Raw genomic sequence first — 25,160 nt, forward strand, 5'->3', positions numbered from 1 at the left:
GTCAGTCCTTCGAGCGCGGCAAGATATTCTTCAATCGCCGTGAGATGGCATGCTCGAGGATCAGTTTGCGTTGGGTTTCATCCGCGAGGAGCTTCCTGAGGATATACTCGCCCCATTCATCCTTGGCGTTGCGCCACGTCTCGCGGATGATTTTGCGCACCGGATGCGCGGGGCGCATTCGGTGGATCGCCGCGATCGCGGGTCCCATCAGTTTCCTGCTCGGATCCCGTTCATTGGGGCCCCAACCTGTTGGCCAGCCAGGAGGATCGTCCTTGAGGTCGAGCGCTCGCCGTACTGCCCTGCCGTCATGGGTGAAGAGCGCCTCAAACATGGGCTCCATGCAGACGGCGAGGACGGCTCCGGCCTTGACGGTACGCTGGCTGCGTCCGGTGGGAGGTACGTCGCGCAGATTCTCGAGTTGAGTCGCGGCCTTGGCCGCGCAGGCTGCCCAGGCGGTGTCCCGGAGGAGCGCGAGCGGCGAACTAGCGATCCCCTGATAGACGCCGATCTTCTCGTCCCACGCGCACCGACGTTGGTCCTTATCGACTGGTGGTTCCAGATCCCAGGCGACGATGAGGGCGTCGCGGGCCGGATCGAGCTTGTGGGTCCGGCGGGCATCGCAGATCCGTGCATCGAGGCCAGGGGCCGAGGTGCTCCCTGGCAATCCGAGCATGTTGGTGATCGCATCCTTCCCGATGGGAACGACGACATCGACCGACGTTCGGCCGAGGGCAGGGAGCAGGGTGTTCCATAGTCGGGCGCACTGATCTTTCGAGCCGACCGGCGTGCTCCCCTCGACGAACAGGGCGATCTTCATGACTTTCTCAGTCTTCGAGGATGTGGACATAACGGCCTCCAGGTCGGACGCGAGGGTCCGAGATCTGGCTGGCCGGGTCGTTCTGGAGTCGGGTGTAGGTGGTGTCTCCCAGCGCCCGTCGCACGATCTGGATGTCGGCCAGATCGATGTCGTCGAGGAGCCACGGAGAGTGCGTTGTGACGATCACTTGAACGCCGCGGAGGCTCGCGTCCTTGAGGTGGTTTAGCACCTTGCGCACCGCGACCGGATCGAGGCCGTTCTCGACCTCTTCGATGCAAAGCAGGCTGGGCCCGGTCGGGTGGGCGAGGAGGGCGAAGATCGCGGTCATTCGCCGCGTGCCCTCCGAGAGCATCCATGCGGGGATGGCGAACTGCTTGCGCCCCGCCTTTCCCTTGTAGACGATATTCTCTTTCAGCGCATAGTTTCCCGCGCGGACATCGCCGCCGCGGACAACTTCGATGTCGCGGAAGTCGGGGAGTACGGACTGCAGCATCTCGAGGAGTTCTTCGCGCCCTTCGCTGTCGAGCTCCTCGATGAGCGCGGGGAGGGTGGCGCCCACTTCGTCGAGGAGGGGCGCGAGGGACGGGCGCTTGAGCGGCGCGCTGCGTGCGAGGTCGGTGGGCTCGAGGCGCAGGAACACCGCGTTTTGCCAGAACGTGGTGATGTCTGTCCCCGTGATCGAGAACTTGGGTGGAGGCAGCAGTTCGTCGAGCCTCGTCAACGCCAGGCGATCGGGCGCGGGGAATCTGCTGCGGTCGGTGGCACGTGCGCCGTCTTTGTCCGTCCAGAGCAGCAGTTCACCGATGGGCTTCGCGGGAGCGCCGATACGGAGCTCCTCCAACGCGACCACCGCGACCTCATCGCGTTGTTCGATGCCGCAGGTATAGCGAGCGAAGGCGCCGTCGGCGGCCTCCAATCGCGTCTTGAGCGTAAAGCCGGGGCGCTCGGCCGAGTAGCGGTGGTTGATGAGGTCGCGGATGCCGTTGTAGCGGTCACACGCCACGTTGACCGTTTGGCGCACCGACGTATCGATCCACTGGAGGGCCTCGAGGAGCGTGCTCTTGCCGGCGCCATTTCGCCCGATGAGCACGTTGAACGGGCCCAGCGGGACGTCTGTGAGCTCGTACGCCGCCTTGAAGCGGTGCAGGCTTACTGCGGTGAGGTGGAGTGGGGTGGTCACGAGTTCTCGCGTCTTGGGCCAGGGTACCAGGGATGACGGTGCTGGAGAATCGGGGATCCAGGGGCTAGTCCTCGTCGGGGGAGGAGCGAGGACTGGGTGGAGGGGGTGGCCTTCTTGGCGGCGGACTTGCTGGCCTTCTTGGCGGGCTTGGGTGGGGACTTGGTGGTGGAGCTGGGGGGCCGGCGAGGCGCTCCTCGGCGGCGCGCTGCTGGTTCAGGTCGAGGAGGCGGGCCAGGACCTCGTCGTGGAAGTCTTGCGGCCAGCGGTAGCGCCAGGGCTTCTTCCTGGCGCGGGCGCGCGGGGCTTCGTCGGCGTCGGGCTCGTCGTCGGGCTCGTCGTCGAGGCGGAACTCGCAGGTGGCGCGCTCGGCGAGGTCGGTCCAACCGTAGGCCGTCAGCACGGCGCGGTCCATCTCGGCGTGGAGCTCGCGTAGCTTGAGGATGTCGGGGGCGTGCTCGTCGGGGTCGTGGAAGCGGTTGTACGTCTTTGTTAGACCCTCGTTGTTGCGGACCATGAGGTCGGCGCGAAAATCGTAGTATTGCATGCTAGTTTGCGAAAGGTTAGAGTCATGTTGCCAATTGAGAGGGAATGGGAAGGTCTGGAAGCAGTCAGATGGAGTGTAAACAGGATCATCCTTCATGCTTGAGCCGAAGAATGCCGCCCAAACCTCGTGTACTCGAGACTGCAGCATTGCAAGTGCTGAATCGTTTTGCTGCGCGAACACGATTAGCTTCTGATCGAAGACGTAGGTGCTTGGGAGCCAGGTGAACAGGCGGTACTTCGCCGTTTGGCAAGTTGCGAGGATCCGTTGTAACCCTGCGATAGCTCGCTGGAGAGCCACGCGTCGTTCCCCATATAGCCACCAAGTCTTTCGATAAGTTTCGCGGTTGTTCTTCGCCCTCTCCGGTCGGACCCTGGCTTCAATGATGCTCATAAGCTTGGGCCATCGGCGAGCTTCCACTTCGGTCATGTCACCGAAATTGATTGCGTGGCGTCGAGGCTGCGGGCTTGGATTATCATTGACATCTTCGCCGCCGATGTAAGGATGTATAAGCGCCGAGTATTCAGGCGCCTGAGCGAGAATTTCATGCATTGCTGAGGATGGCGAGGCTTTCTCGTCGTCATCGTCAAAAAGGAAGCCTTGTCCGTATACCTTGACTCCTTGAAAGCTGATTCCTTCGTTGGCCGACAGACGTGAAGGGTCGGTGTCACCGCCAGAGTGGAACAGGAATGCTGAGATGCGTTCGACGGCCTTGCCGTCGAGTATTTTTGGCGTGGTCGGACCACGACGGATGCATATGATGCTGACAATCACCGCTGCGAGCCCGGGCCAACAGAAGCCTTCTTTCGGCAAAATAAATGCTCCCTTCATGTTCGCAAATTGTGCGAAGTCCTACGTTCCTCGTGTCTCCTTGCGCAACGGTGTTCGTGGCGATGATTCCCAAGGTTCCATTGCGACGTAGTAGTGTGAATATGCGCTGAATGAAGTATGCGATAATGTCAGCGTTCCCGTGGGGTTGCAGAAAGGCTGTTAGGAGCCAGTCGAGATAAGAGAGGCTGATGGTGCTCGATATGCGGGCGCCGCCAAGAAATGGCGGGTTCCCCACGAAGCAATCAAACCCCGGATTCCCGCGATCAAAAACCTCCGGAAACTCGATCTCCCAGTGAAACGGCGTCATCGGCCGTTCGCCGCTGCGCAGCTCCGCATTCATCTGCTCGAGCCGGTTGAGCGCTCGCGGGTCGCCCTTCTGCGCCGGCTGGACGGTCTCCTTAAAAATCTCCTCCCGCCGCTGATTCCGTTTCTTCTCCGAATCCTCCGCAAAGAACGCGAAGATCGCCGCATCCCCGATCAGCCGCGCCTCGTGGATCGCGTCGTCCGCACTTTTCAGCGTGCTGCGTTTCGCAGCGTCCTGCTCATCCCCGTAGTCATGGATCTCGCGCCGCAGCGCGGTCGCCTTGCCGACCTGCTGGCGCATGTGCTCGAAGATCGCCCCTTGAAAGCGTGTCTCGTGGTCCCACCTAAATTCCGCGATCTGCCCCTTATCCAGCCCCACCAGGCTATCCCCATGCTTGAGCGCATGATCCAAAAACGTAAACGGGTGGTCCTTCGCCAGCGTCACGAGCCACAGCGACAGCTTCGCCATCTCCACCGCCAGCGGGTTCTTGTCCACCCCATACAGGCAGCGTTGCGCCACCAATCTCCGCGCGTGCAGGTCCGGGTCCTCGTCCGCCGGAATTATCGGCATCGCCTTGTGTACATCCCACGCGCGGCGCAGCTGTTCGCCGAGCTGGCGCGCCGCCTCCACCAGAAACGCCCCGGAGCCCATCGCGGGGTCGCAGAGCTTCAGCTCCAGGATCTGCGCCGGGGTCGGGCGCTCGCCGAGTGCCTCGAGCACGGGCCGCAACGTCGTGCGAACGATCGGCCCGGTGAGGCTACGCGGCGTATAGTGCGATCCAGACTTGCGGCGCTCCTCGCCGGGCTGGAGATACAGGCTCCCTGCCGGCACGATCGCGGGCGTGCGCGGGCTTTGTTTGCGACCGAGAGCGGCGACGATATCGTCGGCGTTCTTCGCGGCCTTCAGGGCCGCCAGACCCGCGCCGGTGAGGTCGCATCCGGCATGCTCCTTCAAGAACTTTGCCCGCGCGTCTGGCTTTTGGGACAGCACGATCGCCAGGTCGACCACCACATGCTGCGGCCGCACCGCGATGCTCGGGCCGGTCGCGCGCTCCAGCTTGAACCCCATCATCGACTCATACACCGACCCGATCTGTTCGACATCGAGGGTGCGATACGACAGCCGCTCCCCGTCGAGGATCAGCAAGCCTTGCAGCACGCGCCAGAGCACCCCGTCGGGCACGCGGGGCGCCTCGCGGCGTTCGCCGGGCTGCCACGCCTCGCCGCGTGTGCGGCCCTCGAGGAAGGGATAGCTATCGGGGTCGAAGAGGCGGCCTTCGCGGGCGGGCAGGTGGAGGCGGTCGTGGGTCCCGCCGGTGTAGACCAGGCGGAACAGGGACAGCAGGGCGGCCCAGGCGCCGAAGCGCTGGTCCATGGTATCGGGGTTACGGCCCGCGTCCTCGCGGAGGCGGAGGTACAGGCCGGTCACGCTGTAGTGGGCGGCCCAGGTCGGCTCGCCGGGCATCAGGCCGCGGTCCTCCGCGTAGAGCAGGAACACCAGGCGGAGCAGGACCGTCAGCAGGCCGCCGTAGATATGTTGGGGGTCGTCCGTCGACAGCGCCCCGAGCAGCTCGCCGCGGGTCGCCTCATCGGCCGCCTGGAAGCCGCGGAGCAGCTCGAGCAGCGCCCCGAGCACCTGTTCGGCCAGGCGGGTCGACACCTCATTCTGGTACTTGCGAGATTCGCTGAGCAGCGCGGGCAGGCGGCGAGAGTCGGACTCGCTGAACAGGCGGTCGGCGCCGAGCAGCATCAAGCACGCCCCGAGAGACTGGCGGCCAGCCACGCTGGCCATGAACTCGAGCGGGAAGCTCAGGTGGCCCGACGTCTCGCCGCGGGGCGCGTACACCAGGCGGAGCAGCGCCCCGTTGTGGAGCAGCCCGATCGGCACGCCGGTCTCGCGCAGAAGGCGCTCGAACTTCGCTTGCGGCGGCGCGTCCCAATTGTGGGCAGATGCTTCGGCGGGGGCGTCGAGATCTGTCCCCGGGGGCAGGTCCTGGATTAAGAGGAGCCAGGGGTGGTCGGTGGAATTGCTGTCGGGGACCGCGAATGTGGGGCGGAGCGTCTCGCCGTATTCGGGGAGCGGGTGGGCGAGCGTATCGGGCAGCTCCGGGCCGCCGGGGGCGCCGGCAATGTCCGTACTACGCCAGCCGAGCAGCCCCTGCGCCAGCCCTGTGAACGGGAACGGGCGGGGCAGGGCGCGCAGGCGCTGCTGCGGCTCGCTGACCTGCTCCGACACGATCGCCTGGGCGGCGAGCAGGGCGTGGGGGGAGACCACGAGGCCGACCGGCTGGAGGTAGCCGATCCATTCCTTGTGCGCGTGGAGGGGGTCCTGGGCCATGTCTGTCTTTTGGGTCAGGCGGAGACGGGCCAGAGGTAGACGAGGCCGACGGGCTCGACGCGGACCGCCTGGACCACGTAGCCGCGCTGGATCGCCGCGGGGGCGCGGTCGGCCTCGCGGGCGAGCTCGGGGAGGCGAATATCCCAGTAGCGGCGGTCGGCGGCGAGCTGGCGGCGCTCGTGTTCTTCCTTGAAGTCGAGGCCGAGCTGGCTGGCGTCGTGCTCGGCGATCTTGCTGTGGATGCGGGCGATCTGGGCGGTGATCACCTGGGCGAGGGCGGTCGACTCCTGCTCGCCGCGGCGGCGCAGCTGCTTCTCGGCGGCGGCGATGCGCTCGCGGGCGCGGGCCTCGAGCTGGGGGAGCAGCTCGGCGACATCGCGCTGGGCGTGGGCGCGGAGGCGGTGTTGCAGGGCCTCGGGGACCTCGCGCAGGCGCGGCGTGGCGAGCGAGTGCTCGAGCTGGGCCAGGACCTCGTCGCGGGCGGCGACCGGGAGGGCGGTCAGCTTCTTGCGGCCGCGGAGGTCGGGGTCGACCCACTGCGCGGCGATGGCGAGGACCTCGTCGTGGAGGCGGGCGGCGCGGGGGCCGTAGAGCGAGAGGCGGCCGAGGACCAGGAGCTTGGGCTCGGGGTCGTCGCTGCGCAGGACGCAGGCGCGGGTGAGCTCGTCGTGGAGGAAGCCCTGGGAGCGGAAGCGGCCGAGCAGGCGCTGGACGACGCGGTGCTCGAGGTGGAGGTGGACGACCTCGCCGTCGAGGCTGCGGGGGTCGCGAAACACGATCGGTCGGATCGGTGCCTCGCGGCGCCACTCCCAGGGCTTTTGGTCGCGGCGACGGGGGACGCGGAGGGTGTCGAGGGTGGCGGCCCAGGTCGGGTCGGCGCCGGCGCGGCGGTCGAGGGCGGGGATCCGCCAGCGGGCGCGGGCGGGGTCGTTATCGGTGGTGTCGAGCTGCGCGAGGGGTTCGGCGCCGAGGAGCTCGAGCGAGGCACTGAGGGCGCCGCGGAAGTGCTCGTCGCTGAGGCCGAGCCAGGCCTGGGATTCCGCGAGCAGGGCGCGCAGCTCCTGGACGCGGAGCTTGAGGTCGTGCTGACGCTTGCGGACCTGCTCGAGCTCGCGGTCGATCTGGAGGTCGAGGAGGGTCTTTCGGCGCGGCTCCTGGGCGGCGATCTGGGCCGTGAGGTCGGCCTCGCGGGTGTGGGCGATGCCGCCGCGCAGCAGCTCCTCGAGGTTGCGCTCGACGACCGGGGGAGAGGCTGCCGAGCTCGCGGTGAATGGTGGCAGTCTTGCGGACCAGGACGTCGAGGACGCGGTCCTCGGCGCGCTGGGGGAGCACGAAGTAGCGACAATGGACAATTGGCGAGCGCTGGAGCTTGCGGTCGATGCGACCGTTGCGCTGCTCCATGCGGCCCGGGTTCCAGGGGATGTCGAAGTGGAACAGGTCGGCGCAGTGGTTCTGCAGGTTGACGCCCTCGCGGGCGGCGTCGGTGGCGACGAGGATCCGCAGCGGGTGTTTGGCGGGGTCGGCGTTGAAGGCGTGCTTGATCTGTTCGCGGGCCTCGTCGCCCATGCCGCCGTGGAAGGCGGCGATCCGGCGGCTGGCGTCGTCGGTGGATTCGATGGCGGCGGAGATCTGGTGGATCAGGTAGCGCTTGGTGTCGGCGTATTCGGTGAAGAGGAGGACGCGGCGGTTGGTCCAGGCGGCGCCGGGCTGGCCGAGGTCGGGGCAGCCGTGGAGCCCCAGCCACTCGAGGAAGCGGCGGACGCGGGCGTCGGGGAGGTGGCGGGCGGATTCAGCGATTCTGGCCATCTCGGCGAGGAGGGCGCGCTCCTCGGGGCCGAGGGTCGGGGACCGCGACGTGATGAGCTCGACCTGGGCGGCGTCCTCGCGGGCGAGCTCGTCGTCGGGGAGCTCGGCGCGCTCGTCGTCGGAGCCTGTCCCTTCGGACAGGTCGAAGGTTTCGGCATCGGTGGCCGGGGTGGGGTGTTTGTCGATCGCGCGGCGGTGGACGGCGAGGGTGCTGGCGAACGCCTCGATCGAGGAGAGCAGGCGCTTTTGCAGGGCGATGATCACCAGCAGGCCGGCGCTGCGCTGGCTGCGGGGGGCGGCGGCGAGGCGGGCTTCACGGAGCTCGCGGTAGCGCTGCAGGAGCCTTGAGAGGTGCAGCTCGGGGGCGTCGTCGGGGAGGTGGTCGATGACCTCGGGGACGACGCGGCGGTCGGGGAAGTCGTCGGTGGAGATCTCACGGAGGTCGCTCTTGAGGCGGCGGACCATGACCTCGTCGAGCAGACGAGCGTCGGGCTGGACGCCGCGGCAGAAGCGGTCGGGGTCGAGGATCTCGAGCAGGGCGCTGAAGGAGTTGCTGTGGCCGTTGTGCGGCGTGGCGGAGAGGAACAGGCGGTGCTCGAAGCGCTGGGCGAGCTCGCGGATGGCGCGGGTGAAGTGGGAGTCGACGGCGTAGCGGGCGCCCGAGGCGGGGGCGGCGTTGTGGGCCTCGTCGAGGATCAAGAGGGATTGCGCGGTGGTCTCGGTGTCAGTGGTTTCGGGGCGCAGCCACTCGCGCAAGGGGGCGGCGTAGGCCTCGTCGCGCAGGAGCGGGTGCGAGATGATGAAGCGCGTGTGGGTGGTCCACGGGTTGACGCCGTAGCCGCGCTCGCGGCGGCAGGCGGCGACGTAGTCGCGGTCGAAGATGACGAAGGTGAGGCCGAAGCGCTGCTCCATCTCCTCCTGCCACTGGCGGACGACGGAGGGCGGACAGGCGACGACGACCTGGCGCACGCGCTGGCGCAGGAGCATCTCGCGGAGGATGAGGCCGGCCTCGATGGTCTTGCCGAGGCCGACGTCGTCGGCGATGAAGAGGCGCACGCGCGGCATGGCGAGGGCCATGCGCAAGGGCTCGAGCTGGTAATCCTTGACCTCGATGCCGGCGCGGTACGGGGCCTGGAACAGCCTGGGGTCGGTCGCGGTGACGCAGCTCCAGCGCAAAGTGTGGAGATAGGCGGAGAACAGGTCGGGGCGGTCGAAGCCGCGGCTGGCGACGCGGTCCCACGAGGCGCGGCCGAGGATCCGGGCGTCGAGCTCGTGCTCCCATAACACCTCGAGGGGGGCGCCCTGGGCGTCGTCCTCGAGGCAGGAGAGGCGCAGGAGGGTGGCGTGGCCGGGGTGCGGCGGCGGGACGACCTCGTTGACGAGGTACTGGCGGGCGCGGACGTGGACGATCTGGCCGGGCTCGAGCGGGGAGGCGTCGCGCCAGGGGGTGGTGGAGTGCGCCGGGCGGGGTTGGGATGGTGGGTCGGGGGTGGCGGTGGGGTCGTCGTCCGGGGTGGGCTGGCCGAGCAGGCGGGCGACGATCGGGGACTTGTCGCGGCCGGCGTCGGGGAGGCCGTGAGCGCGGCAGATGTCCTTGAGCTCGTCGCGCAGGAGGAGGTCGAGGAGCTTCGGGAGGGTGGCCTTCTTGGAGCGGGCGAGCAGCTCGACGTGGGCGTCCTTCGACTCGGCAGCGGCGAGCTTGAGCTCGAAGGCGTCGACGAGCTCGCGCAGGCGGGCCTTGGTCAGGACCTGGAGGGCGGAGCGCTTGTCGGGCTGGGGCATGCGCGAGCGGATGGGGACGGTATCACGCTTCGGGCTGCATCGGCGGAGGGGCAAGTCCCGACGTCCTGTCGTTGAGCGCGTGCTTGCCGGTCCCGCCTCGGCCTTGTGCGACGATCCGCAAGAAGGCCGAGTGGCTCCTGAACAAGGCCGAGGGCCGGGGTCTCTGGGCCCGCCTGTTCGGCTGAGCGTGATGCGAGGTGCTCTTCATACACTGACGCTGTTGACCGCGAGCGGCCGCCGGACAGGTCGTCGTCGCGGAACTTTGGGCTTGAAACTTCCGAGCACTGCCTCCTTATGGACGGGGAGGCGAGCATGGACGAGAGGCAGCGACCGACGGCGAGACCGGGGGCGAAGGGCTGGACGCTCGCCCTCGTGCCGATGTCGGGGGCGCCTATCTCGGTGATCCGTGACCCGTCAGCTGGCGCGGTGCTGCTCGAGCGCCTTGCGCAGGGCCGGGAGCGCCTGGTGGATCTCGTCGCAGGCGTGCAGGTAGGCGACGGCCTGGGCGTGGAGGGCGGCGAGCTCGTCGGGGTCGCCCTTGCGGAGGGCGTCGCCGATCGCGTAGAGCGGCTGCATCGCGGTCACGGGTTGTGCGGCCTTCACGGTGCTCTTGCCGACGACCCTCTCGATCTGCGGGAGGGCCGCGCGGACCTGGGCCTCGCTGGCGATGTAGGTCTCGGCGTCGGCGAGCAGCGAGCTCATCTTGGCGGCGTCCTTGGAGGAGGCGGCTTGCTGCATCGGGATGCCGTAGAGCGGTCGGATGGTTCTTGCTGCCATGTCGATAGTCTCCTTGTCGTGATTGTCGGCGTGGTGGTCACGCCTCGGGTGTGGGCAATGGATTGCGTACGCGGTCGAGGATCTCGCGGATGCTGGCGGCGGCGGCGTGGGCGGCGGTGATGCTGGCGGCGTGGGTGGCGGCCGCGGCCGCGACGTCGCCGCCGCAGAACGGGCAGGCGGCGTCGCGCTGCCACACGAAGTAGCCGCAGCCGCGGCACAGCTCGAGGGTCGGCGGGTCGACGCCGCGGCGCGGCGCGGTGGTCGCTGGCGATGGGGGCTTGCGCGGGCGGCGGAGCGTGACGAGCGCGGGCGCTGGCTCGGCGGTGGTGGTGGCGGATTGTGCGGAGCCGGGGATCGGCTCGGTGATCACGGCGAAGCCGCCGATCGCGAACGGCTCGGCGGGGGCGGCCTCGCGTTTGACGATGCGCTCGCGCAGGCCCTCCTTCGCCAGCTCGATCACGCGGTGATGACAATACGGGTTGTTGCCGGGGCGGCCGAGCAGGGCGTCGGCGGTCCAGGTGCAGCCGGCCATGCAGGCCTCGGCGTAGTAGCAGCGCCGGCAGTAGCCCCACAGGTCGTCGACGTGGCGCCCGCGGATGACGTCGATCTCGGGGGCGTGGGTCCAGATGTCGCGGGCGCGGCGTCGCGGACGTTGCCGCCGGTGTAGCGGGCGGTCGGCAGCGAGGGGCAGCCCTTGACCGAGCCGTCGGCCTCGAGGGCGATCACGTTCTGGCCGGCGCGGCAGCCGATCCAGTGGTGGCGCCCGCGATCGGGGCCGCGCCACAGCTGCTCGTAGGGGCCGAAGAAGCCGACGTTGTTGCCGGCCTGGAGATCGAGGCCGCGGGCGGCAGCGCGGGCGTGGAGGTCGGCGAGCAGGGGCATGACCTCGGCGAGCTGGTGGGGCTGGAGGAGCAGCTCGTCGTTGTCGACGGCGTTGCCCATCGCGACGGTGAGCTGGAGCTGCCAGCTGCGGACGCCGACCGCGAGGATCGCGTCCATGATGGCCGGGAGCTCGCGCCAGCTGAGGGCGCCGATCTGGGTGTTGACGCTGGTGACGATCCCGCCGGCGCGGGCCCGGCGGAGCGCGCCGAGGGCGGCGTCGTGTGAGCCGGCGACGCCGCGGATGCGGTCGTGGGTGGCGCGCACGCCGTCGATCGAGACGCCGAGGCCCATGAGGCCGGCGGCGATCGCCGCGTCGAGGCGGGCCTGGGTGAAGTTGCGGCCGCCGCTCTGGATGAAGCAGGCCATGCCGTGCCCGCGGATCGCGGCGATGAGCTCGAGCCAGTCGCTGCGCAGGTAGGCCTCGCCGCCGATGAGGTTGACCTCGCGGGTGCCGAGCTCGGCGAGGCCGGCGATCACGGCGAGGCACTCGGCGGTGGTCAGCTCCTTGGGCCGGCGGCGGCCCGCCCGCGAGCCGCAGTGCTGGCACTTGAGGTCGCAGGCCAGCGTGATCTCCCAGACGACATGCACGGGGGTGCAGTTCGCGATGTCCGCGTCGGCGAGGGTGCGAACGGACTCGGTCATCTCAACAACAGCGGGGCATCCTACCACGGGTGCCACGGACGCGGTCGACGGCGCAGACCAGAAGAATCGTTACCAGGCCCCAGAAAATACTGCGCATATCGATCGCGCTGATCCGTCTTGACTTGGGAATGTGGTCGCCCGCGGTCGGGGGAGCGTCGGCTTCCACGACGCGGAGCGCGACCGGATCGTCCGCGCCGTCGTCCCCTACGCCGAGGCCGTCGCCCGCGGCGGCGGCGACCCCCCGCGAGGCCCGCGCGGCCTCACCCAGGTGCCCGCCGAGCGCCGCAACGGCTCAGCACCCCAGGAGGGCTCACAGCGTCTTGAGATACTCGAGCACGGCCTTTCGCTCGCCGTCGTCGAGGTGATCGCCGAAGGTGTGGCCGCCATTCCCGTAGGCGAACGAGGTGGTGTCATAAATGTACTTGCGCTCGCTCGCGGGCGCGTCGTCCCAGGCCGGCGCCGGCTCCCACGGCCAGCCGAGCGCGGCCTCGTCGAAGTGCGTGCTGTCGAGGTCGAGGCGCCGCCAGATGCCCGGCCGCGCCGTGCTGTCGAGCACCAGCGCGATGCTGGGCACCGAGCCGTTATGGAAGTACGGCGCCGTCGCCCACACGCCATCGAGGGGCGGCGCGGTGTAACCGGGCGTCGGATCGTCGGTCACGACCTCGCTGAACATCCCGTAGAACGAACCATTGAACCAGTCGCGCAGCTGGTGATAAAAGCCGCCAGCGGCCGCCAGCGTGGCGAATGAGGGGTCGGTGCCGATCACGTCGAGCGGGATCAGCAGGTTCGGGAAGGTCTCGGCCGCGGCGTCGGCGGAGTAAGTGCCGTGGCAGCCGGCGCACGTGCACTCGAAGATCTCCGCGCCGTCCGCCGCCAGCGCCTCGTCGATCGCAAACGGATACTTCGGCGCCTCGATCGACGCGAGATACGCCTGGATGTCGTCGAAGTAGTCAACCACGGGGGCGGCCTCCTCGACGCTATCGGTGCACAGCGACGAGGCCAGGACCATGGTCCCGCGATGGTCGCCGCGCGACATCCCGTTGGCAAAGTGGCTGGCCTTCTTGGCGACCCGCCACCATGGCGGCGGATCGGCCGGGATCACCAGATCCGTGGAGAGTTCGAACAGCGGCTCGTCTTGCCACGCGAGCGTGACCGGATCGCGGTGCGAGAGCAGGATGATCGCAAACATGATCGCCGGGTTGGCGCCGATCGTCTTCATCGTCGAATATGGCCCGAGCGCCGCGGCGCGGGCCTTGAACTTGTTGAAGGCCGCGTTGGCCTCGCTGGTCTCGGGGAGGTTCGGCAGCGGCCCGGCAACGTCGGCGAGCGAGGTCGTGAAGTCGGCCGACGCCTTGCCGAGACCGACGATCAGCTCGCCGTTGAAGTAACCCGCGTGGCACTGCAAACAGTTGGACACGACCAGCTCGCTGCCGTCGGAGCGGCTGACCACGTTCCAGGAGTGGCCGACCTCGGCGTTCTTGCCCGTGCGACCGGGCAGCGGCTCCTCGACGCCGAGCACGCCCTCGGCGATGCCGAACAATTCCCAGGGGATCCCGCAGCTGACGTAGTCCTCGCCGAGCAGCGCGGCGTAGCCCGCCGCGGGATCGCCCGCCGGCAGCTCCGGCATGGCGATCGGCCGCCCGAACTGCCACGGACCACCCTCGCACGCCGACGGTTCGCCCTCGCTGTCACCGGTGGTCGCGCCATCACCGGTGGCCTCGCTGCTGCCCGCGCCCGTGTCGGACGATCCGCCGGGCCCGTCCGCGGCCGCACCCGGAGCGCTCGAGCAGGCGGCCAACAAGGTGAGGGCGGCGAGGACGGCGAGGGGACGCATGCCGCATGGTATCTGATCTCGTGGTGCTGCTGTCGGGTCGCACGCAGGCCGCAGGGTACCGCCGACTACGAATCCGACGAGCGCGGCCCATGGTGGGGTGTAAGTCCCGCGTAAGTGCCCACGCAGGGGGCTGCGTCGCTCAGATCGACTTCGACCCGAAGCTGTCCGATAAGGTCAGCGCCGAAATGCACCAGGACACGGAGAATCGGGGCAGCAGCGCCGGCACGCACGCGACCATGGCGGACCTGCCGAATCTGCAGCAGTCGGACCTCGCGCGGTCTCGCGGGCTCAAGGCGAGCCCGCAGCGCCTAAGCCGGCGATCGAGCGAGCGGGCCCGGGCGGCTTCGCGGGGCCAGGGAGCGGCACGCCGGGGATCGGCAGGGTGTAGTGATATTCGCGGGTGTGGCCCTGCATGGTGATCGGGAAGGCCCAGCGCTCGCTGGCGGTAACGATACAGTCGACCACCGCCTGCGGGAGGTCGGTGGAGCCGGCGATCGATGGTTTGGACTTGCAATAGCCGTCACCCCTGTCGACCAGGGTGAACGCGAGATCGAGGTGACCACGCACCTCCGGGGCGTTCGTGTCACCGCGTCGCTCGCAGTAGCGGACCTCGCTGACGTGGGCGCCGATGATGGCCTCGAAGGTGCGCTGTTCGGCGAGGTCCGGCGTCGGCTTGCCGAGCACGAAGGTCGACGTGTAGCTGCGCTCGAAGCTCTCCGCCGGGGCCTCACCGACCCAGGCGTGCATCGACTGGACCAGGCACTGCAGGACCTCCTGTTCTGGGAAGGTGGTCTCGATGATCGTGACATCGTCATAGATCGTGCCGATGTCGGGGGCGCCGATCTCGGTGATCGACATCGTCATCGCGCCGCTCGCGGTGCTGCCGAGGTCGGTCATGCAGGCGCTGATGAGGGCGCGGAGGCCGTCGCCCCGTTCCTCGGGCTGGGGCGTCAGCGTCGGCCATGGCTTGCCGGGCGGCAAGACCTGGCGAATCGTGCGGCGGCGCTGCTCCCAGGCGGATCTCGGGGTGGTCGCGGCCGGGGCGGCGGTGGGTTTGCTCGGTACCGTGGTCGCGGGAGGCTCCGCGGGCTGTGGGGGTGACGGCGGCTTGGCGAGGCCGAGCCAGCCGGCGAGGCCGGCGGCGCCGACGGTGGTGGTGACGAGGATCGCCTTGGCGACAATGCTCATATCGCTGCCTTTCGTGGGGATCGAGGGGACGGGGACGGCCGGTGCTGCAAGCACGGCCGAGGACCAGCGGGCGCGCGGGCCGTGGTCGGTGTCGAGGGAGCTGCGCAGGCGCGCGAGTGATCGGTGGATCCGCGAGCGCACGGTGGCGGCGGGGAGGCCCAGGGCGCGGGCGATGTCGGCCGCATTTTCGCCGTGGATGAATCGACGCACGACGATCTTCTGATCGTCGGGCGGGAGCTGCTCGAGCTCGCGGGCGAGGATGTGGAGGATCTCGACGCGGGCCAATTCGTGATCGGGCGCGGCGGTGGTCTGCGAGGCGGATCCGCCGGTCTGTTGGCGGGTGCTTCGCCGGGTGTCGGCGCGGCGCTGCATCCTGAAGACGTTGCGCAGGACGGTCGACAGCCAGGGGCGGACGGGCTGCTCGTGGTCTCGCGGCGGGTGCGTCCAGGCGACAACGAGGGTCTGCTGGACCAGGTCGTCGGCCTCGTCGGGGTCTCTCGTGAGCAGCGCGGCGAGGCGCTGCAGCCACTGCAGGTCGTGGAGGGCGGCGCCGAGGTTCCCAGACGACGACATGGTCATCCCCAGCATGCCGCCGCAGGCTGGAGTGTTGCGGGCGGTTGATCGATTTTCTCCGGAGGAGACGGGCGAGCCCTCGATCTCGCGCGGGCGGAGACGCGGGCGCTCACGAACCGGCTCCGACCTGAATTGCTGGTCGCCGCCTGGTCGCCCTCGCAGTCCCCGCAACCCGCAACACGCGGGAGCTTGGCTCAGAGGAGCCGCGAGAGCGGCGGATATTCGATGTGCGCACGTTCAGCGTAGCTGTGCTGCAGCGGATGAACGAAGGTGCTGCGGTTGTTGAGGCGCGGGGCCCGACCGTACGTACGAGCTGGCTCCTCCTCGGGGGCTGCCAGAGCGCCGCCAGCCCAAGGTGGGCCAGGTCGCGGGAGAGCAGGGCGGTGCCGACGACCCCTGCGAGCGCGGCCGAGTAGAACGCGTCGACGACGGTGCCCGCGATCTGTCCGCCGATCTCCAGGGGCTGACCTGTCTCGGGGCCAGGGCCGTCGCCAGGGGCGAAGAACCAGGTGATACGGCCGGTCTGGGCGTCGGCCCGCAGCACCCGCAGCGCGGGCATTCCGGGGACCTCACGCGTGTAGTCGAGGCGCCACTGCAGCTGCAGCTCCAGCGGGGTCAGGGCGGCAGCCCCGGGCAGATCGACGCTGAACGACCCGTGCTCGAGGGCAGCGCGCGCGAGGGTCGTACGGTCGATCGCTACCAGTCCGTGGCTCGTAGCATAGTATGTGAAGATCTCGCGGAGCGCGGCCTCGTCGGTTCGGGGGACCAGGAAATCGTATGCGTATTCACCGACCTTGCCGGTGCGCACGCCGATCCCCGCGAGCTCCTCGAGGTGAAAGCTCGTGTAAAATGGCGCAGCGAACACGTCGGGTCCGGCGATCGCACCCGCGATTTCCCACGCGAATGGGCCCTGCACCGAGACGAGCGCGTGCGAGGCTGTGAGGTCCTCGAGCGCGGCCTCTGGACGCGGGGTGAGTGCCCGGAGATGCGCCGCGAGGCCCCGGCCGTGATCCCTCCGCGAACACCAGGGCCCCGTTCTCCCTCGCCGCAGACGATCACGTCGGCGAGCACGCGACCATCGTCGCGGAGCAGCAGGCCCGGGGTCGCTCGCCCGGGCCGCAGCGGGGTCGCCCGGGCGAGCGCGGCGTCGAGGACGGCGAACGCGCCCGGCCCGGAGATCCGCAGGCGGGCCACGTGATCCTGCTCGACGAGCGCGACGCCCTCACGGAGCGCCTCGATCTCACGGGGCAGCATCGGCGCCCTCCAGCACGAAGTCGACGATCGCGTTGACCGAGCGCAATGCGGTCATGGCCTCCACGCCAGGCGTGAGGCGCCGTCCGGTGCGCTCCTCGAGGCTCAGCGCGAGGTCGAGAGCGTCGACGGAGTCGAGCGCGAGGCCGAGCCCGAAGAGCGGCATGTCAGGGTCGATCTGGTCGACTGGCAACGCCACGCCGAGATCTTCCACCAGCACGCTGCGCACGATAGCGAGGATATGTTCGCGGCGGGCGACGGTCGCCGTGATCACGGGGTCCATGTGCTCATATCTCCGATCCGCGAGCGACACGCCATACCGTCGCACACGCGAGCGCCCCGGGATCGTCGGCGACGACGATCGCATGTTCGGTCTGGCCGGATTGTAGCGCCTCGATCGCCTGCGCACGCCCGCGAGTGTAGCCCCACACTCCCATGTCGGGATAGGGCCCGTGAGGCCGGCCGCATTCAGTGCATCTCGCACGACGGCGTCACGGCGCCCGGCTCCGAGGACCGCCCAGCCGGCCAGCGCGACCGGCGACCCCGGGCTCGCGGCCTCGCCGAGGACAACGCACGCGGCGGTCGCTTCACCGACCTCGGGTTCATCGACGGCGGCGGCGAGCATCCAGCCGACGTCGTCGGCCTGGGCAATCTCCTCGGCGGCCAGGGTGAGCGCTGCGAGTGCCGTCGCCGCGCCGCCAGAGAATGCGCACAGCGGCCCGCGCAGGCCCAGCGCGGCCTGGCAGGCGCCCGCGGGTGACACGAGCAGACCGCGGGCGCTGCCGCCTGGACCCGGTCGCAGCCACGGCGGCGTCCGGCGTCCTCGACGGCGCGCACGGGGTCGGTGACACCGATCGCTGGGCCACGAAGACGCCGCACCGGGCACCGCCACCGTCGCGGGCCGTCGATGCATCTGTCCCAAGGGACAGGAGCGCAGCTGCCACCAGGGCGTGGGTGCCAGGGTCCATGCCTGCGGTGACGACGGTACGGAGGATCTCCTGCGCGTCGGGGCCCGAGCGAGCCACGCCGCGCAGCCACACCGGGCGAGGCCGGACTGGGACCCTGCGTTCGGGCGACCCGAACGAAGCGCTGCACAGGCGCCGCCGAAGCCCGCGTTGACGCTGAGGATCGCGTCGCCGGTGAAGGCGCGCGGGCGGCCCTCGGCGATCGCGTCCGCGGCCACGCCAGGGCGCGAGCCGACGTGACGGAGCGTCGGCGGGGCCAGTCTCTGGCGGTGCCCGAGCAGCGAGAGGACCGCCTCCAGCGCTCCCGCGGCGCCCTGTGCGTGGCCGAGGATGCTCTTGCTGGCGGAGATCGGCACCCGGGCGACGCGCTCCCCGAACACCCGGGCCAGCCCGCGCCATTCGGCGATATCGTTGCTATCGGTGCCGGTCCCGTGAGTGTTGATATATGCGATCTCTGCGGGGTCGACGCCTGCGCGCCGCAGGGCCCGGCGCACACTGGCCGCGATGCCCTCGCCGCGCGGGTCGGGGCTGGTCGGGTGAAAGCCGTCGCCGGCGAGGCCCGCGGCGAGCAGGGCGCTGGTCGAGGCGCGTCCGCGGGCCGCGGCGTGTTCGTGGCGCTCGAGCACGAGGAACGCCGCACCTTCCCCCAACGACAGCCCGCTCGGTGTGCTGAACGGAGCGCAACGGTCCAGCGCCAGCACGCGCAGCGAGCGGAACGCGCCGACGACGAGCGGCGTGAGCACATCGGCGCCGCCGGCGAGGACCGCGTCGACGCGATCGCTGCGCAGCAGATGGAGCGCGATGGCGATGGCGCTGGCCGACGAGGCGCAGGCGGTCGACACCGCCAGGCGAGGGCCAGTGGCCCCGATCGCGTCGGCCACGGCCGCAGCCAGGCCGCTCATCGAGGTCGGACGGTCGTAGAGATTGGTGCCGAAGACGAGGGCGAGACGTTCAGGGGCGAGGTCGAGGCCCGCGTCGGCGATCGCCTCGCGCGCGGCCGCCACGGCGAACGCGACGCACAAGCTCTGGGCCGGCACGCCGCCGTCACCGACGAGGGCGACCTCGTCCCACCCGGGGACGACGCCGGCGAGCTCACGGGCGGCGAATCTGCGGATCGGCCCGAGCACGTCGCGGCCATCGGCGGCGCAGGCCCACAGGGCGGCGCACCCGGGCCCTGCGCCTGAGATGGCGCCGAGGCCAGTCACGACCACGGGGGCTGCGGATCGCACGGTCGCCACGCTCAGGCCTTTTGCACAGCCCCGACCACCATAACGATGATCCCAACGAGCAGTGTGATGCCCGCGATCGTGGCGATGATCGCACCCCCGAGAATCAAACCGCCTCCGAACAGCAGCCCAAAGCCGAGCAAGAGCAGGCCGAGTCCGACACCGGCCACGATCGCGCCGGTCCGGACCAGCCGCCTGCCATTCTCGTAACGAGCTTCTTCCGCGGTGTTCGATTCGACCCGCGGCCGGGCCTCTGGCTGCACGAGGAGCAGGAGCTCCTGCACGTGGATCGTGTGTGCTTGGAGCCGGGCGTACTCCGGAAAGGCCGTCCTGCGCTCGCCATAGGCCTGTCGGTACGCCGCGTCGTGGGCGTGCAGCATTGCCAGCGCGACCCGCAGCAGCGTCGTGTCGCCAGGCCGAAGCTTGTACGAGGACAGGTACATGGTCATTGCCAGATCGAGGAGCTCGGCTCGCGCCACCCGCTGCTCGTTTGACTCGACCAGTTTGGCCGCGGCCGCCCTGTACAAGGTCGCCGCTGCCTTATTTTGCCGCCGCGTCCTCCGGGTCGGTGTCCACGACCAGCTCGGCCTTTGCGCGCTGCGTCCGCCGCCGTGCGCTGCGGGTCGACTTCTGCGAGCGGGTCGACCGCGGCATCGGGCGGCGTCGCGTCCGCGTAGCGCTCGACGACCCGCAGGGTCTGGGCCTCCCAGTACGCGACGTCCTCGGCCGGCGGGCGGGCGAACGGGTCTCCGGGCGGCCGGCGCCAGCCGGGCAGCGAGGCGGCGGACCTTGTCGGTGCACTCGTGGATCACCAGCTCCGCCGGCTGACGGCGCAGACGCCAGAGAGGGCAGTGCGGGCGAGGCGACGCAGACGCCGACGGCGGCCCGACGGAAGTCGGACTTGCGCGCCTCGTCGTCGATGTACTCGATGATTCGCTCGGCCATCTCGGGGTCGCTGCGCAGCCGGTCCTGGACGCGGGCCAGCTCCTCCGGGGGCATGTGGGCGAGGCGCTGCGTCATGCCGTGGACCGCGAAGTCGACCTCGGCCGCGTGGGCATCGAGCCTGGTCTGGACCTCGGGGCGCGAGCGGTCGGCCTCCGGCAGGTCCTTGACGCTCGCGGTCAGCAACAGCGCCCGCAGCGACGACCGATACAATTGCTCGTCGAGCGGATCCTCGCGGCAGACCATGGCGTCATTGGACGCTCTTCTCGCCACGCGCCCCAGGTCGATCGGGCGGCACCGCAGGTCCTCCATCCGTGGTCGAGCTGGGCGAGGTGGTTGGCGAACTCGTCGTCGGGTAAGGTCGGGGCATTCGAGCTTCTGGGCGCCTGACTACAGCCTGAGGCGATCCCGGTCGTGGTCGCGCCGAGGACACTCGCACGGACAAAACTGCGACGGTACATCGTGGTTGACCGTACACGATTGCAGGGGCCCGACCAACGTCTCCGGGCGGCATTCTTTGCCGTCGATCTGGATCCGGCTTTACGCTCTTGGCGCGGCGGCTTGGGGCCGCTCCTTCCGCGGTCTCTGATTCAGCCGGTGGCGGGCGTACCTCGCTCGGCGGCAACTCTCCTGGGGGTCGCCGCGGCAGGTTCCATTGTCCGAGTGCCATCCCCGGTGGAGGGATCGACAGCGGGTGGCGTCGTATCCTGGTAGCGTTCGACGACCCGCAATGTCTGGGCCTCCCCAGTACGCGACGTCCTCGGCCGCGGGCGGGCGAACGGGGTCTCACGGGCGAGCGGCGTCAGCCTGTCGCTGAGGCGGCGGACTTTGTCGGTACATTCGTGGACCACTCATCTCAACGGGTTGGTGGCGTAGGCGCCACAGGGCGATGCGAGCGAGGCGACGCAGACGCAGGCGACGACCGAGCGGGAAGTCCGACTTGTGCGCCTCATCATCGATAGATTCGATGATGCGCTGGGCGAGGTCGGGGTCGCGGCGCAGGCGATCCTGGATGCGGGCCAGCTCCTCCGGGGCATGTGGGCGAGGCGATGGGACATGCCGTGGACCGCGAAGTCGACCTCGGCCGCGTGAGCATCGAGCCTGGTCTGGACCTCGGGGCGCGAGCGGTCGGCCTCCGGGAGGTCCTTGACGCTGCCGGTCAGCAGGAGGGCGCGCAGGGACGAGCGGCACAATTGCTCGTCGAGCGGATCTCGCGGCAGACCACCGGGGGTGTTGGCCGCCTTGCTCGCCACGCGCCCGAGGTCGATCGGGCGGCAACGGAGGTCGTCCATCATCCCGCGGTCGAGCAGGGCGAGGTTGCTGCTGAACTCGTCGTCGGGCAAGGTCGGGGCATTCGAGCCCCTGGGCGCCTGACTACAGGCCGAAGCCAGGCCCGAGGTGGTCGCGCCGAGGACACTCCCCTTGTACGAAACTGCGACGTCGCATCGACGCCGACCGTACACGATCTCAGCGTCCCCGCGAACGTCTCCCCGGCCGCATTATTTACGGTCGGTCACGCCGGGCGCCGTGGAGCAGCTGGCCTGCGCGTCGAGCCAGCGCAGCATTTCGACGTCGAGGACCCGGCGCGCCGGTTTTGAGCTGCACCGCCGATACGCCGTTCGCCCGGGCAGCGCCACCGCGCGAGGCGCGGAAGCTGCCCGCCGGGAGCTGCGGCCGCACCGCCGGCGGCCGATGCGATCGCCGCGGCGATAGTCGACGAAGGGGTTTTGCTCGCCGAGCTCGAGCTCGACCGCGCGCGCGAGCGCCCCGCATCGACCTGGCCCTCGAACTCGACATAAACGACGTAGCGGGCGGTGCAGCCCTCGCTGTCCCCCGTGCACCGTGAAGTCGACGAGGCATCGGCGCGACCGACCAGGCGCGCACTGGCCTGCTCGACCGCCGCCAACAGGCTTTCCGGTGGAGTGCTCTACCGACGAGGTCGAGGACGGTGCCCCCTGCCGCCAGGCGAACGACAGCACGGGCTCGCTCGTGCCAGCCCTCGACGCGGACGACGTCGCGGAGCCGGTAGCGGCAGAGGCCGCCGCGGTTGGTGAGCACCACCTCGGTGCGCGCCGACCTCGAGAGCGCCTCGACGCCGACCGTCTCGGGCTGCCTCGCCGGTTGCCGCGCCCAGCGGGATGAACTCGAAGTGGGCTGTCCTGGGGTCAGAACATAACGCTCCGGGCGATCGATCTCGAGGTTCAGGCCGATGATCGCCTCGGAAGCCGAATAGCACGATGTGTAGATCGGGAGGTCGCCGAGCGCCAGGCGCAGCGGGGCAAGTATGCCGCGAATCCCCGGTGATCACCGCCATGGCGGCGTAGCGCAGCCGCGGCCACACCCGGCGCACATACGCCGCGTCGCCACGCGAAGGCCGCGGCGACCTCGCGGGCCCGCGTGGGATCTGGACGCAGGCGGGCCGCGATCGCGGCCCGCTGCACCGGGTCGAGCACGAGCCACGACCGATTGACCGTCGGCCAGGTCGCGCACGGAGGTCCTCCTGCCAGACCTCGAGCATCCGGCACCCACCTCGAGGAGGTGCGGCGCAAACACGCCCCAAAGAAACCGCGTCGACCGCTCGCGTAGCGCGAACAAGGCGTGCAGGTACCATTGCGAGGAGATATCGTCGACTCGAACACCGGCCACGGTGAGGTCCACAGCAACTCGGCGAATCGTCGACCGCCGCAGGCCGCCGGTCGACGCCGATCCGACCGGGATCCCCGGGCGTGCGCTGCGACCCGCCCGCGCCGATCAGCGCGAGCCCGGGGTGTGGTTCATCCCCACCGGGCACCCCTGAGGTCGGCACTGCCGGGATGATCCCGGCGTAGTAGCGGGTGAAGGTCGCCTGGTGCTTCGGCGGCGTCAGGATGAGATTGCCCGTGCCGGTCGACCCCGAGGTCCTGGGCGAAGAAGTCCACGCGCTCCGCGACCAACGTTTGTTCGCCTCGCGCCATGCGATCGATCGCCGGCGCCAGATCACCGTGGCGAAGCAAGGGCACCGCGCGCCGCCACGCGGCTGGTCGCGCTGCGGCGCGTCGAAGTGGTGCGTTCGTCCGGACCTCGGTCCCCGCATTGTCCGCGAGGATCTCCCGCAGGTCGCGCGGGCGATCTCCGGCGCCAACCTGCATGCCACGATCGAAGCCCCGGAGCAGTTGCCGGGCTCGCACGCGATCGACGCCGTGAGACCATCCCGGACCGAACGGATCCACCGACATCTCGCGTGACGATGCCACCGCCACCGCGCCGCTGCAACCGGGTCCGTCGCGCAACGCCGTCGGTGGGGGCGGGTCTCAGACCCGCCGATGCACGCGCACGCCGATCTTGCCAGCAGGTCCGACCGGCACGTTGACGGTGGGCGTCGCTGTTGCCGGGCTCGGGCGTGAAGTCGAAGCGCTGGGTTAGCAGCGACAGCACGATCTTCGCCTCGAGCAGCGCGAAGTGCTTGACCGACAGCTGCGTGGACCGTTGAGGAAGGGCAGCCGTGGCAGGCCTGGGCCTGCGACTCGCCGAGGAAGCGTCGGGACGGAAGGGCCTGGGCCACGTGCAGGTCGCGGTGAAGCGCCTGTAGGTGCAACATCACGAAACAGCCGGCGGGGACGTGGTAGTCGACGAAGTGATCGTCCGCGAGGGTCTTGCGGTTGACGATCGGAACGACGTTGTAGATCCGCAGCGCCTCCTTGAGGCAGGCGCCGGCGTAGTCGAGGCGCTTGAGCGCCTCGTACTCGGGCATCCTCGCGCCGACGAAGACCTCGTCGGCGGCGTCGCGCAGGCGCGAGGCACTCAAGGTGGCGCATCAGGGCGTGCAGGGTCCAGGTGAGCATCGCGCTCGTGGTCTCGTGGCCGGCGAAGAGCATGGTCTTCAGCTCGTCGCTCAACGAGCGTAGCCGTGTCCTCGGTCCAGCTCGTCCTCGACGCTGACGAGCAGCATGTCAGAGCATGTCGAGCGCGGGTCGCTCGGGCTCGGCCTGGCGCTGGCGCCAGCGGGCGTCGATCCTGGCCCGCAAGTACAGATTTAGCTCCCGCAACGTCGATCGTACTGGAAGCGGGCGGGGATCGGCAGGTGGGCGCGGGCGGGCAGCCACACCCGGCGGTTGGCCTCGGCGACCAGCGGCTCGTAGAGGCGCGGGAGCACATCATCACTCTCCTCCGGCGTCATCGACAGCGCGGCCTCGGCGATCACCTGCAATGTGAGGCGGCGAAACAGCGTGCCCACGTCGACCACGGCGCCGCGCTGCGCGTGCTCGGTGAGCGACTCGCTGCTGCGGTCGACCGCGCGTGCGTCACGTCGGCGAGGTTGCGCAGGCTGTCGATGCGGAAGGCCCTGGCAAGGGTGGCCCGCTGGCGCCGCCACAGCGGGCCGTCGCTGGTGAGCAGGCCATCACCGAGCAGGTCGAGGAAGGTGCCATGCTGCGGATGTCCCTGGCGTAGTTGTCGGCGTTGCCGAGCAGCACGTGGCGGACGACCTCGGGGTCTGCGCTGACGATGTAGGTGGCACCAGAGAGCTTGAAGCGGAGCGTCGGGCCGTGCTCGCGCAGCCACACCTCCATGGCGTCCCATGTCGCGGCGGTGAGCAGGCGCGCCGCGTGGCCGAGGACGGGCAGATGCTGCGGCGCGAGGGGGACCTCTTTCGGGACATGGACGCCGCAGTGTCACGAGGCCAGGCTTGCGATGCAAGCGACGATGGAGCTGCGGCGCGATGCAGGTTGCGGCGCGAATTCATCGTATCTCCCGGTCGGGCCGAAGGTGCCTCGCCGTCGGCACCTCCTTTACCCACGTACCAAGCGGCGCCCGCATCGCCCCGGCCGATCGGCGAGCGCTGGGTCATCAACCCTGCCGACCCGCGGATCGTCTACTGCGGGGCCTTCCATGGCATGTTACAGGCCCCCGTGAACGGTGCCCACGGCGAGCGTTGTATGTAATGGCCTCTTAGTTAAATCGAACCCCCGCGCACCGGGTTTCTCAAAACCGGCTGCTCTGCCTTGCTGAGCTACAGCGGAGATCAGGCATTTTTGGGCCGGCGCGGGGGACACGCGCCGGTTCGCAATCCGTTCCCCGCGGCGGTGTAGTGGCGTGCGATGGGACTTGAACCCAAAACCTCCTCGAGTCACGGTCAGGCGCTCCACCATTGAGCTACGCACGCCATAAGCATGGTGCGAAGGTTCGCCAGGATGAGGGATGGAGGCGCGCGCGGACGGTGATTCCGGGGGCGAGAGGGGAACGATTGACAATAGCGGGGCGGGACTTGAAACCCGCAGCGCTCGCGTTGGCGAGCCCGGCGTGTT

Annotated in this window: 18 protein-coding genes, 1 tRNA gene and 5 pseudogenes; all 24 read right to left on the reverse strand. The window is 69.5% G+C overall.

The annotated features are described in order from the left end of the window. Nucleotide 1 precedes the first annotated feature (1 nt). The 24 genes and pseudogenes from IPJ59_RS00315 to IPJ59_RS00410 all read right to left on the reverse strand — a co-directional run bounded on the left by IPJ59_RS00315 (nt 2) and on the right by IPJ59_RS00410 (nt 25,018). Nucleotides 2-817 carry a hypothetical protein gene (locus IPJ59_RS00315; protein WP_293269233.1) on the reverse strand — a complete coding sequence of 272 codons (816 nt, stop codon included), beginning with the start codon at nt 815-817 and terminating at the stop codon, nt 2-4. A 7-nt stretch (nt 818-824) separates the two neighbouring features. After that, nucleotides 825-1,997: an AAA family ATPase gene (locus IPJ59_RS00320; RefSeq protein ID WP_293269234.1), complete on the reverse strand. Its 1,173-nt coding sequence runs from the start codon at nt 1,995-1,997 to the stop codon at nt 825-827. A 64-nt stretch (nt 1,998-2,061) separates the two neighbouring features. Then, entirely contained in the window at nt 2,062-2,541 is a 480-nt protein-coding gene (locus IPJ59_RS00325; protein WP_293269235.1) for a hypothetical protein, read from the reverse strand. A 99-nt stretch (nt 2,542-2,640) separates the two neighbouring features. Beyond that, nucleotides 2,641-3,090: pseudogene (locus IPJ59_RS37420) on the reverse strand (type IIL restriction-modification enzyme MmeI); the annotation flags it as partial. A 115-nt stretch (nt 3,091-3,205) separates the two neighbouring features. After that, nucleotides 3,206-6,010, reverse strand: a complete 2,805-nt coding sequence (locus IPJ59_RS00330) for an Eco57I restriction-modification methylase domain-containing protein (RefSeq protein WP_293269236.1) — start codon at nt 6,008-6,010, stop codon at nt 3,206-3,208. Nucleotides 6,011-6,024: 14 nt separating this feature from the next. Continuing rightward, entirely contained in the window at nt 6,025-6,786 is a 762-nt protein-coding gene (locus IPJ59_RS00335) for a hypothetical protein (RefSeq protein ID WP_293269237.1), read from the reverse strand. Between the two features lie 154 nt (nt 6,787-6,940). Beyond that, complete coding sequence (gene drmD, locus IPJ59_RS00340) at nt 6,941-9,598, reverse strand: DISARM system SNF2-like helicase DrmD (RefSeq protein WP_293269238.1); 2,658 nt, start codon at nt 9,596-9,598, stop codon at nt 6,941-6,943. 414 nt (nt 9,599-10,012) lie between these two features. Further along, nucleotides 10,013-10,375, reverse strand: coding sequence for a DUF1843 domain-containing protein (locus tag IPJ59_RS00345; protein WP_293256576.1), 363 nt, complete (start codon nt 10,373-10,375; stop codon nt 10,013-10,015). A 37-nt stretch (nt 10,376-10,412) separates the two neighbouring features. After that, nucleotides 10,413-11,899 (reverse strand): annotated as a pseudogene (locus IPJ59_RS00355) (GDL motif peptide-associated radical SAM/SPASM maturase). Nucleotides 11,900-12,209: 310 nt separating this feature from the next. Then, a complete protein-coding gene (locus tag IPJ59_RS00360; RefSeq protein WP_293269241.1) occupies nt 12,210-13,733 on the reverse strand; it encodes a c-type cytochrome in 1,524 nt (507 codons plus the stop codon). A 288-nt stretch (nt 13,734-14,021) separates the two neighbouring features. Beyond that, nucleotides 14,022-15,494, reverse strand: a complete 1,473-nt coding sequence (locus tag IPJ59_RS00365) for a sigma-70 family RNA polymerase sigma factor (protein ID WP_293269242.1) — start codon at nt 15,492-15,494, stop codon at nt 14,022-14,024. A gap of 109 nt (nt 15,495-15,603) precedes the next feature. Next, nucleotides 15,604-16,545 carry a hypothetical protein gene (locus IPJ59_RS00370; protein WP_293269860.1) on the reverse strand — a complete coding sequence of 314 codons (942 nt, stop codon included), beginning with the start codon at nt 16,543-16,545 and terminating at the stop codon, nt 15,604-15,606. A gap of 47 nt (nt 16,546-16,592) precedes the next feature. Then, nucleotides 16,593-16,748 (reverse strand): annotated as a pseudogene (locus tag IPJ59_RS37425) (glycine cleavage system aminomethyltransferase GcvT); the annotation flags it as partial. Then, nucleotides 16,735-18,948 (reverse strand): beta-ketoacyl synthase N-terminal-like domain-containing protein, encoded by a 2,214-nt coding sequence (locus IPJ59_RS00375; RefSeq protein ID WP_293269243.1) that lies wholly within the window; start codon nt 18,946-18,948, stop codon nt 16,735-16,737. The pseudogene IPJ59_RS37425 and the gene IPJ59_RS00375, both read right to left, overlap by 14 nt. 2 nt (nt 18,949-18,950) lie before the next feature. Next, nucleotides 18,951-19,379, reverse strand: coding sequence for a hypothetical protein (locus tag IPJ59_RS00380; RefSeq protein WP_293269244.1), 429 nt, complete (start codon nt 19,377-19,379; stop codon nt 18,951-18,953). A gap of 97 nt (nt 19,380-19,476) precedes the next feature. Then, nucleotides 19,477-20,124, reverse strand: coding sequence for a hypothetical protein (locus IPJ59_RS00385; RefSeq protein ID WP_293269245.1), 648 nt, complete (start codon nt 20,122-20,124; stop codon nt 19,477-19,479). Between the two features lie 605 nt (nt 20,125-20,729). Continuing rightward, complete coding sequence (locus tag IPJ59_RS00390) at nt 20,730-21,221, reverse strand: hypothetical protein (RefSeq protein ID WP_293269246.1); 492 nt, start codon at nt 21,219-21,221, stop codon at nt 20,730-20,732. 160 nt (nt 21,222-21,381) lie between these two features. Continuing rightward, the gene (locus IPJ59_RS37430) at nt 21,382-22,173 is read right to left on the reverse strand and encodes a GH3 family domain-containing protein (RefSeq protein ID WP_366524532.1); all 792 of its coding nucleotides are present in this window, start codon (nt 22,171-22,173) and stop codon (nt 21,382-21,384) included. 479 nt (nt 22,174-22,652) lie between these two features. Beyond that, complete coding sequence (locus tag IPJ59_RS37435) at nt 22,653-23,093, reverse strand: GH3 family acyl-acid amido synthetase (RefSeq protein ID WP_366524512.1); 441 nt, start codon at nt 23,091-23,093, stop codon at nt 22,653-22,655. Nucleotides 23,094-23,434: 341 nt separating this feature from the next. Next, a pseudogene (locus tag IPJ59_RS37440) lies at nt 23,435-23,662 on the reverse strand (cytochrome P450); the annotation flags it as partial. A 4-nt stretch (nt 23,663-23,666) separates the two neighbouring features. Next, nucleotides 23,667-23,753, reverse strand: a pseudogene (locus IPJ59_RS37445) (cytochrome P450); the annotation flags it as partial. A 137-nt stretch (nt 23,754-23,890) separates the two neighbouring features. Next, the gene (locus tag IPJ59_RS00400) at nt 23,891-24,100 is read right to left on the reverse strand and encodes a hypothetical protein (protein ID WP_293269248.1); all 210 of its coding nucleotides are present in this window, start codon (nt 24,098-24,100) and stop codon (nt 23,891-23,893) included. 58 nt (nt 24,101-24,158) lie between these two features. Beyond that, nucleotides 24,159-24,425, reverse strand: coding sequence for a hypothetical protein (locus IPJ59_RS00405; RefSeq protein ID WP_293269249.1), 267 nt, complete (start codon nt 24,423-24,425; stop codon nt 24,159-24,161). 520 nt (nt 24,426-24,945) lie between these two features. Continuing rightward, nucleotides 24,946-25,018 (reverse strand) — tRNA-His (locus IPJ59_RS00410). Nucleotides 25,019-25,160: the final 142 nt, after the last annotated feature.

This window comes from Nannocystis sp. (assembly GCF_016714285.1).
Classification (GTDB): domain Bacteria; phylum Myxococcota_A; class Polyangia; order Nannocystales; family Nannocystaceae; genus Nannocystis.